Source organism: Blautia sp. MCC283 (assembly GCF_018785565.1).
Classification (GTDB): Bacteria; Bacillota; Clostridia; order Lachnospirales; family Lachnospiraceae; genus Blautia_A.
This window is the reverse complement of record NZ_WQQB01000039.1, coordinates 1-1,948: the sequence shown is the minus strand read 5'-3', so window position 1 is coordinate 1,948 and position 1,948 is coordinate 1. Positions and strand designations below refer to the sequence as shown.

At 52.3% G+C, this 1,948-nt stretch carries 2 protein-coding genes; both read right to left on the bottom strand.

Going from position 1 to position 1,948, the window contains the following annotated elements; all coding sequences use genetic code 11:
- Positions 1-81: 81 nt before the first annotated feature.
- Entirely contained in the window at positions 82-552 is a 471-nt protein-coding gene (locus tag GPK81_RS12360; RefSeq protein ID WP_005924656.1) for a GNAT family N-acetyltransferase, read from the bottom strand.
- Positions 552-1,948: amino acid adenylation domain-containing protein (locus tag GPK81_RS12355; RefSeq protein WP_215707153.1), on the bottom strand; the 1,397-nt coding region annotated here is incomplete at its 5' end. The genes GPK81_RS12360 and GPK81_RS12355, both read right to left, overlap by 1 nt.

Genomic DNA, 1,948 nt, shown 5'->3' with positions numbered 1-1,948 from the left:
AAATTGGATTTTGTGAGGACGCTTTTTACTTCAACGTTTCAGATGATTGGCTCCATTGTATGTATGCTCCTTTGATTTTGCTTATTTTTCACGGGACAGTTTCATCATATCCTTCATATCGGCAAAACCGATTGTTTGATACAGCGGCCTGCCTTTGTTTGAGGTTTCAAGATAAATTTTTGAAATATGCCGCTGACGAGCCTGCTCTACAAGCCACCTGACGATTCTGTTCCCTATGCCGTGTCCGCGAAACTGCGGCCGGGTATAAATGTTCATCAGGTAGGCACATTTCCCGTTTAGATTGTCCGGTGAGGGCATCTCATGATAGAGGCATATCCCGCCGCAGCCGACGATTTCCTCCCCTACGTAGGCAAAGCAGGCAATATGTCCGCCCTGCGGCAGTTCTGTTTGATAGTAGCGGCGATTTTCCGATTCCAGCTCTGTTACAGACCGCTCCGAGGGGATGGAGAATACCTCATGCAAGACTTCCATTCGCCATTGCATCAATACATTCAGGTCCTGGATCGTGGCCTGCCGGATCTGAATCTCCATTATAATGCCCCCGCTTTCATTACCACCGGCAGTTTCGACACATCCGGCTTACCGTTGACATTCAAAGGAATCTGCTTCATCTTCACAAAGAACTCTGGGATCATAAAGGAAGTCAGATTTTCAGACAGTTCTTTTTTTACTTCCGAGACTTTCAGCTTATTGTCGGAAGGCACCACATAGGCGGTCATATAGGACAGTCCATCCTCGTCTGTAAAAGCCCGGACAATAGCCTGCTGCACATCCTTGCACCGATAGAGCCGGGACTCCACCTCGGCAAGTTCCACCCGCTTGCCGTAAATCATGATCTGGTCGTCCTTGCGGTGCAGGAATGCAATGTTGCCATCCGGCAGGATATAGCCCAAATCGCCGCTGCGGTACATGGTGCTACCGTCCGGCTGCCGCTCAAAAGCTCTGTTTTCCTCGGCATGGTCGCCAATGTAGCCCAGAGATACACCGCCGCCATAAATGCAAATTTCACCCGTCTGCCCTTTGGCAACCTCGTTGCCAGACTGATCCAGAATCCTGATTTGCGCACCTAGTACAGGATGACCGATGGGATAGGTACCGTCCTCCAGCACAGTTCCACTATTACAACGGTAATAGGAGGCGCAGACCGTTGTCTCGGAGGGGCCGTAGGTGTTGTAAACCTCTGCTTTGTTCAGCAGGTGATCCACATAAACGCCCCGCAACACATCGCCGCCGCTGATAAGCAGCCGCAGAGAGGACGGAATGACAGACAGGTGGTTCATTTCTGCCAGCAGATACGGAAAGCCGCTGATCATAGTCACATGGTGGCGTTCCACAAAAGCCATCAACGCATGGATGTCGGCCTTATCCTCGTCAGCGGGGATGGCCAGAGCGGCACCATTCAGCAGACTGGTGAACACTTCCTCCACAAAGATGTCAAAAGAACAGACGGAATATTGCAGCATGACATCACCGGGGCCGGGATGGAACTCGTTGGCAAAGGCACGGACATAATGGCAAACATTGCGGTTGGTGACACAGACACCTTTGGGCCGCCCGGTGGTACCTGACGTATACAGCACATAGGCGGGGCGTTCCGGGTCTTCGATGGCATTGCGCTTCCAGGAGGGCGTCTCCACGCCGCAGATCTCACAATCTGTATAGCGGATGGGGAAACTGCTCAGTTTGGGCGCAAAGGCGTGTTCCGTCAGCACAAAATCCACCTGTGCCTCGGTCATCATGTCATGGATGCGCCCGGTAGGAAAATCCGGCTCGGCTGGGACATATCGGCCGCCGCATTTGAGTACCGCCAGAATCGAGGCAATCATCTCGGTTCGGTGACGCATGACGATGCCGATGCTGTGTACTTCCTGCGGAAAGCTGCACGTGATCATATCCACCATGTTGGACAGCTCTCCAAAAGTCATGG